The sequence below is a fragment of the Terrabacter terrae genome (assembly GCF_039529575.1).
Classification (GTDB): Bacteria; Actinomycetota; Actinomycetes; order Actinomycetales; family Dermatophilaceae; genus Terrabacter; species Terrabacter terrae.
The window spans coordinates 191210-198567 of record NZ_BAAANB010000020.1 but is presented as its reverse complement, the minus strand read 5'-3'; the positions used below and the strand labels follow the sequence as shown (position 1 = coordinate 198567).

7 protein-coding genes are annotated in these 7358 nt (G+C 73.1%); 5 read left to right on the top strand and 2 right to left on the bottom strand.

The genetic code is table 11. The features are described from left to right. Both ABD194_RS09970 and ABD194_RS09965 read left to right on the top strand, forming a co-directional pair. Window positions 1-703, top strand: a 703-nt coding sequence (locus ABD194_RS09970) for an NAD(P)/FAD-dependent oxidoreductase (protein ID WP_343990796.1), incomplete at its 5' end; no start/stop codon positions are given. 96 nt (window positions 704-799) lie between these two features. Continuing rightward, window positions 800-1528 (top strand): hypothetical protein, encoded by a 729-nt coding sequence (locus ABD194_RS09965; protein WP_343990794.1) that lies wholly within the window; start codon window positions 800-802, stop codon window positions 1526-1528. A gap of 136 nt (window positions 1529-1664) precedes the next feature. On the opposite strand, the gene ABD194_RS09960 is transcribed toward ABD194_RS09965, so the two are convergent. Continuing rightward, window positions 1665-2426: a class I SAM-dependent methyltransferase gene (locus ABD194_RS09960; protein ID WP_343990792.1), complete on the bottom strand. Its 762-nt coding sequence runs from the start codon at window positions 2424-2426 to the stop codon at window positions 1665-1667. A 77-nt stretch (window positions 2427-2503) separates the two neighbouring features. Here ABD194_RS09960 and ABD194_RS09955 point away from each other — a divergent pair, with 77 nt between their 5' ends. Continuing rightward, a complete protein-coding gene (locus ABD194_RS09955) occupies window positions 2504-2797 on the top strand; it encodes a DUF3072 domain-containing protein (RefSeq protein ID WP_343990790.1) in 294 nt (97 codons plus the stop codon). Window positions 2798-2837: 40 nt separating this feature from the next. On the opposite strand, the gene ABD194_RS09950 is transcribed toward ABD194_RS09955, so the two are convergent. Beyond that, window positions 2838-4127: a DUF4921 family protein gene (locus tag ABD194_RS09950; RefSeq protein WP_343990788.1), complete on the bottom strand. Its 1290-nt coding sequence runs from the start codon at window positions 4125-4127 to the stop codon at window positions 2838-2840. Between the two features lie 52 nt (window positions 4128-4179). Between ABD194_RS09950 and ABD194_RS09945 the strand changes: the two genes are divergently transcribed. Next, window positions 4180-6468, top strand: coding sequence for an exo-beta-d-1,3/1,6-glucosidase (locus ABD194_RS09945; protein ID WP_343990786.1), 2289 nt, complete (start codon window positions 4180-4182; stop codon window positions 6466-6468). 9 nt (window positions 6469-6477) lie between these two features. Continuing rightward, the coding region (locus ABD194_RS09940; protein ID WP_343990784.1) for an NADPH:quinone oxidoreductase family protein at window positions 6478-7358 on the top strand (881 nt) is incomplete at its 3' end.

Sequence of the window (7358 nt, the reverse complement as noted above, 5' to 3'; positions counted from 1 at the left end):
GGGCGTCTACGAGCTGAGCCGCCGCCGGCCCGCCGTCATGCGGTCGCTGCTCTCCAAGGGCGCCGCGAGGTCGCTCGGCTCGACCGACCTCGTCGCCGACCACTTCACCCCCACCTACGACCCGTGGGACCAGCGCCTGTGCGTCGTGCCCGACGGCGACCTCTTCGCAGCCGTACGCGGTGGGCGGGCCCACGTCGTCACCGACACGATCGAGACGTTCGTGCCACACGGCATACGGCTCAGGTCAGGGCGCGAGCTGGACGCCGACGTCGTGGTCACCGCGACGGGCCTGCGCATCAAGCTCGCCGGCGGCATCGCGATCCGCGTCGACGGGGAGCCCCGGCAGACGGGCGACCTGACGGTCTACCGCGGGCTGATGTTCGCCGACGTGCCGAACCTCGCCGTGTGCGTCGGCTACGTCAACGCCTCGTGGACCCTGCGCGCCGACCTCGCCAGCCGCTACGTGTGCCGTCTGCTGAACCACATGGAGCAGCACGGCTGGCGCACGGCGACGCCTCGGGCCCCCGGCGGGATGGAGGGGCGGCCGCTGCTGCCGCTCGCCTCGGGCTATGTGCAGCGTGCGGCGCGTGAGCTGCCCCAGCAGGGCGACGGTGCGCCGTGGCTGATGCGCCAGAACTACCTGCTCGACCGGCGCGACATGCTCCGCGGCGACGTCACCGAAGCCATGGCGTTCGCGCGCTGAGCCATGCGTCGCGCGGTGCTGGGTCTGGTGGGCGTGCTGGCCGCCGCTGGCTGCACCGCCACGGCGGACGCGCCGCCGGCCGGCCGATCCTCCTCAGTGTCCGCCGTCGACACCGCGGCAGCGGTGCGGCGGCTTCCGGCTGCGCCGCAGATGACGCCCGTCGACCCACTGAAGTGCTCCACGACGACGGTCCGCGGCCCGTGGTCCGGTCCTGTGAAGGTCGAGGGCCGCTGGCGGCCGGACCCCGACGCCCTGCCGGACGAGACCGTCACCGTCACGCGTGGACCGGACGCCGACTCCTGTCCGGGTGACCTGCCGCCGGAGCCCGACTGCGCGCAGGCCGTCCCGTGGACCGGCCTGTCCGTCGACGCCCTCGTCCACGCCTCCGCTGCGCAGCGGTGGGTGAGCTCGGCCGTCCCGGGCCCCGACGGGCGGAGGTCCGGAGCGCCCGGAGATCCCCACCGGGTGCCGCGGACGATGACCTACACCGTCATGACGCCGCGCCCGGGTGGAGGGCTGGCCATCGGCCCAGCCCTCGCGGCCGGCGCCTCGGCCTGCGCCGACACGACGGCCCGCACCGTGGGCGGTACGACCCTGCTGCGTGGGACGACGGTGGACCGCTGGGCCCCGACCACGGGCGCGCCGCCGACGACGGCGACGTTCCTGGCCGTCATCGACCCCCGAGGCGTGGCCTGGGCTCAGCTGGGCGGCCCGGCGTGGCCCCGGCGGGACATCGACTCGGCCGCAGCGGCCCTCCGGGACGCGCTCGCTCGCTCCGCCACGGAAGCCGGCGTGCCCAAGGTGCCGTCGCTCCCAGTGCATTGAGTCTCCACGTGACCCAGCAGCCAACCACGGCCGGAGCGGGTGGGGCCCGCGGAACTCTGGGTCACCACACGACCCAATGCACAGGGCGAGGCGGCAGCGTCAGCTGCAGCCGTGACGCCACGCACCGTCACGGCCGTCAACCGCCGTCGGCTCGGCGGGCCTGCACCAGGTGCCGGGACGAGTGCGCCACGAAGGAGCCGCGCTGCCGGATCAGACGGTCCAGCTCGCTGAGGCGGTCGCGGTAGCGGTCCACCGAGAAGTCGGGCACCCACCAGACGCACTTGCGCAGGATCCAGACGACGGCTCCCACGTCGAAGTACTCCATGCGACAGCGGCACGTGCGCAGCTCCGTGACGGTCAGGCCCACCGCCTCGGCCTGCGCCACCTCGCGACGCGGGTCGCGCCCCTTGCGTTCGCGAGGGAGGGGCCCGAGGAAGAACTCGATCAGCTCGAAGGCGGACGCCGGACCGACGTGCTGGGCCAGGTAGTGCCCGGAAGGCGCCAGCACACGCCGGATCTCGGCCCAGTCCGGCCGCACCGGGTGTCGCGAGGTGACCAGCTCGAACGAACCGTCCGCGAAGGGGAGGGGCTCACCCAGCGTCGTCTCGACCACCTCGACGCCTCGCGGGCCGAGCACCTCCCGCGCTCGTGCGACATTGGGAGGCCACTCCTCCGTCACGGCCATTCGCTTCGGCAGCACGGGCGCTTCCGCGAGGACCTCACCACCCCCGGTGTCGAGGTCGAGCGCCGACTCCGCCACGGCCAGCCGGTCGGCCAGCAGCCTCGAGTACCGCCACGGCGGGCGCTCCTCGGTGGCCCGGCCCTCCAGCCATCCGAAGCCCCATCCGGTGAGGTCGGCCGACTCCGCCTCGCCAACCAGCTCGTCGAAGCCTCGCATGGGCCCATCCTGCCGGGCCGACCGCCGGCCGCGGTGCCGCGCGTGCGCTTCTCTCGTCCAGTGGGTACGAGCCAGCCATGAGCGACTCGAACACACCTTCGAACAACCAGGCCCCCGACAGCAGTGAGGACGTCATCGGCGGCACGGCCGGCGACTCGACCGTCAAGGACCCCGAGGACTGGGTGACCGGTGACGAGGCCATGACCGGCGCACAGCGCAGCTACCTCGAGACGCTGGCCCGCGAGGCCGGCGAGACGCTGCCGGCCGACCTGACCAAGGCGCAGGCCTCCGAGCACATCGACCGGCTCCAGGCCGAGACCGGCCGCGGCGTCAACGAGGGTCGCACCGAGGGCCACGGCAGCGAGGTCTGAGGCCGAGGCCGTCGACGCGGAGGTCGCCGGCCCGCCCGGGTCAGGCGACCTCGACGCGGTCGGAGACCCGACCCTCGGCGGCCAGCACTCGCAGGCGGGCGAGCGTTCGGTCCCGAACCGTCCAGGGGTCGATGGTGTTGACGTAGATCTTCGTGTTCCCCTCGAAACCGGCGGGGGTGGAGACCCGCCACTTCACCAGCGCCCGCAACGGGATCGGCAGGTCGAGCGACGGCGGGCCGTGGTGCCACTCCTCGTTGGTCGGCACCCCGGTGCCGGTGGCCGCGTGGCAGGCGTGCAGCAGGTCGGAGAAGTCGCGCACCTCGTCCTCGGAGAGGTCCCACGGGCGCGCCGACGTGTTCGAGGTGTGCACGGCCAGGGTCGGGTACTGGTGCCCGACCCCCGCGAACGCGACGGCCGTCGGCGTGCGCGCGACGACGAGCCCTCTGGCCTCGGCGAAGTCCGCGCCCCAGCGGGTGAACAGCTCGGGCTCCTGCTGCAGTCTCGCCGCCTCGCGCTCGACGTCGGTGCCGAGCTCGTCGATCGCGACGAGCTGCTTGTGCAGGTGGTCGAAGGACGCGCCTGCCGGACGCAGCCAGTTCTGGAACGCCGAGACGTAGCGGGCGTGCGGGTTGCCGCGGTAGAGGTCGCGCACGGCCCCGATCGTGAACCGCGTGTACTCGCAGTGCTCCTCGGGCGTCAGTGTCCCGGACCCGGCGTTCTGCGAGTCGTCCGTCGCGCCGTCGACGAAATGCCGGCGGGCGACGACGACCTGGTGGTTGCCGGCGAAGAGTGCGACCGACTCGCGCTCGAGGTCGTCCTCGTCGAACGGCTCCGGGTCGGCACCCCCCGTGCGCCGGGCACGCATCCGGATGTGCGCCAGCGCCGTCACCTGCTCGCGCCCCAGCGGCGTGGAGAGGTATGCCGTCCGGTGCGCCTGTGACTCCGGCGTCGGCTCGAAGCCGTGGGCCAGGTGCCAGTAGTCGTAGGTGAGGATCTCGAAGAGGTTGGGGAAGAGCCGGAACTCCGGTGTCGTGTCGTCCAGCTGCTCGGCCAGCAGGCCACGCAGCTCGCGCCACCGCGGGCCCTGCGCCGCCCCGTTCGCCGAGCATTCCCGCACGACACGCGCGATCTCGGGCGGCGTCTCGAGCATCCGGCCCCAGCAGAACGCGCAGTGGCGGTCGTGGTCGGCGGGATCGAGGGGAAGGGGGGTGGACCGCGCCACCATGAATGGACGGGCCCCGCGGCCGGGAAGCGTCCACACCTTCGTGCCGCTGATCGGGTTGACCTGCTTGACGGTTCCGTCCGGAAGTCGCACCAGGGGCTCGATCACGCCTTCAGCCTAGGTCGCCGGTGAGCCGGGCGACGTCGACTAGCGTCGGGACGTGCCTCACGACGCCACCGACGCCCTGCCCTACCGCGATGCCTCCCTCCCGGTCGAGCAGCGGCTTGACGACCTGCTGGCGCGGATGACGCTGAGCGAGAAGGTCGGCCAGATGCTGCAGCTCGACGCGCGCGGCGACCTCACCGACATCGTGCAACGCAAGCTCGCCGGCTCGATCCTGCACACCTCGCCCGAGCGGATGCACGAGGCCATCGCCCTGGCGAGGCGGACCCGTCTCGGCATCCCGCTGCTGACCGCCGACGACTGCATCCACGGCCACTCCTTCTGGCCGGGCGCGACGATCTTCCCGACGCAGCTGGCCATGGCCGGCTCGTGGGACCCCGACCTCGTCCAGCGGGCCGCCCGCGCCACTGCCGTCGAGGTCGCCGCGACCGGGGTGCACTGGACGTTCTCGCCGGTGCTGTGCATCACCCGCGACCTGCGTTGGGGGCGCGTCGGCGAGACCTTCGGGGAGGACCCCCACCTCATCAGCGAGCTCGGCGCGGCCATGGTCCGCGGCTACCAGGGTGACGGCCTGACCGACCCCACGGCGATCCTCGCCTGCGCCAAGCACTTCGCCGGCTACTCCGAGACCCAGGGCGGCCGCGACGCGAGCGAGGCCGACCTGTCCCGCCGGAAGCTGACGTCCTGGTTCCTGCCGCCGTTCGAGCGCGCGGTGCAGGAGGGCTGCCGCACCTTCATGCTCGGCTACCAGGCCATCGACGGCGTCCCCGTGACGGCCAACGGCTGGCTGCTCGACGAGGTGCTCAAGGGCGAGTGGGGCTTCAGGGGAACGCTGGTCACCGACTGGGACAACGTCGGCCGCATGGTCTGGGAGCAGAAGGTCTGCGCCGACGACGTCGAGGCCGCGACCGTGGCCGTCCGCGCCGGCAACGACCTCGTCATGACGACCCCCGCCTTCTTCGAGGCGGCGCAGGAGGCCGTCGCTCGCGGCCTGCTCGACGAGGGGCAGATCGACGAGGCCGCCCGTCGCGTGCTCCGGCTCAAGCTCGAGCTCGGCCTCTTCGAGAACCCTCGCCCGCCGGATCTCGAGCGCCAGCGCCTCGTCATCGGCTCCGCCGAGCACGCCGACCTCAACCTCGAGGTCGCCCGCCGCTCGCTCGTGCTCCTCACCAACGACGGCTCCCTGCCGTATGCCGTTGGCGACGGCCCGCGCACCGTGGCCGTCCTCGGCCCCAACGCCGACGACCCGCAGGCCAACCTCGGCGACTGGGCCGGCGCGTCCGGCCAGGTCGACTGGATGCCCGACGGCCACCCGCGCGAGGCAGTGGAGACCGTCCTCGACGGCTTACGCGCCGTCGTCCCGGGCACGTGGACCGTCAGCCACGCCGGCGGCGCCGAGATCGAGATGCTCGTGCCCGACCCGGACGGCCCCCTCTTCCCCGACGGCCAGCCGCGTCCTCCGATCTCCGCGGGGGCGCCGGTCGACCCCGACCAGCTCGCCGAGGCGGTCGCGACCGCCCGGGCTGCAGACCTCGCCGTCGTGGTCCTCGGTGACACGGTCGCCCTGACGGGAGAGGGGTGCTCGACCGCCACCCTCGAGCTCCAGGGCGGTCAGGTCGCCCTCCTCGACGCCGTCGTCGACGGGCTCGCCGACACCGACATCCCCGTCGTCGTCGTGCTGCTCCACTCCAAGCCGAACGTCCTGCCGCCGAGCGCGCTGCGCGCCGCAGCCGTCGTCGAGGCCTTCAGCCCCGGCATGCGCGGCGGGCGGGCCGTCGCCGAGCTCGTCCTCGGCCACATCGAGCCGGCCGGGCGGCTCCCGGTGTCGGTGCCGCGCCACGTCGGCCAGCAGCCGACCTACTACAACCAGGTCCGGGGCCAGCACGGCCACCGCTACGCCGATCTCACGCAGGAGCCGCAGTTCGTCTTCGGCGAGGGCCTGTCCTACACGACCGTCGAGTGGTCGGGCCTCACCCTCGACGCCACGGAGCTCACGCCCGAAGACATCGTGCGCGCGGAGGTCACGCTGACCAACACGGGGCAGCGGACGGCATACGAGGTCGTGCAGGCGTACGTGACCGACATCGTCACGAGCGTCACGTGGGCGACCAAGGAGCTCAAGGCATTCCGGCGCGTCATCGTGCCGCCGGGGGAGTCGGTCACGGCGAGCATCGAGGTCCCCGCGTCGGCGTGCTCGATCGTCGACGCCACGAGTCGCCGCGTCGTCGAGCCCGGCGAGTTCGAGCTGGGAGTGGGACCGAGCTCACGCGACGCCGCCCTCCTCCGTGCGCGCTTCGCCATCACCCCCGTGCCCACCGCCAACTAGGGTCGGAGCATGAGAGCAGCCCGCATCACGAGCCTCGAGGGACCCTCCGCCGTCACCGTCGAGGACGTGCCGGAGCCCACCCTCGAGGCGGGCGACGTCCTCGTCGACGTCCACGAGGCCGGGGTGAGCTTCCCCGACGTCCTCATGACCCGCGGGCTCTACCAGATGCGACCGAACCTGCCGTTCGTGCCCGGCGCGGAGTGTGCCGGCGTCGTGCGCGAGGCGGGCGAGGGCGCCGCGTTCAACGCGGGCGACCGCGTTGCCGCCTTCCCGGTCCTCGGCGCCTTCGCCGAGACCGTCGCGGTGCCCGGGGCGATGGTCTTCCCGCTGCCCGAGGACGTGCCGTTCGAGGTCGGGGCGGCGCTGCCGATGAACTACCTCACCGTCCACTTCGCTCTCACCCGGCGCGGGCAGCTCGAGCGCGGCGAGGACGTCCTCGTCCACGGCGCCGCCGGTGGCATCGGCACGGCCGCCGTCCAGCTCGCCCGCGCCATGGACGCCCGGGTCATCGCCGTCGTCTCGTCCGAGGACAAGATCGAGACGGCCCGGGCCGCGGGTGCCCACCACATCGTGCTGGCCGACGGCTTCCTCGACGCCGTCAAGGAGCTGACGCAGGGGCGCGGCGTCGACCTCGTCGTCGACCCGGTGGGCGGCGACCGCTTCACCGACAGCCTGCGCTCGCTGGCACCAGAGGGGCGGCTGCTCGTCATCGGCTTCACCGCCGGGCAGATCCCCGAGGTCAAGGTCAACCGGCTGCTCCTGGGCAACCTCAGCGTGATCGGGGTCGGCTGGGGCGCGTTCTGGACACCCGACCCCTCCTATTTGCGCACCCAGTGGGACGCGATCCTCCCGCTCCTCAGGACCGGCCAGCTCGCTCCGCCGATCGGCAG

Coding starts and splice junctions, on each gene's coding strand:
- ABD194_RS09955 (WP_343990790.1), top strand. CDS start 2,504: ATGAGCGACTCGAACACACCTTCGAACAACCAGGCCCCCGACAGCAGT.
- ABD194_RS09960 (WP_343990792.1), bottom strand. CDS start 2,426: ATGCGAGGCTTCGACGAGCTGGTTGGCGAGGCGGAGTCGGCCGACCTC.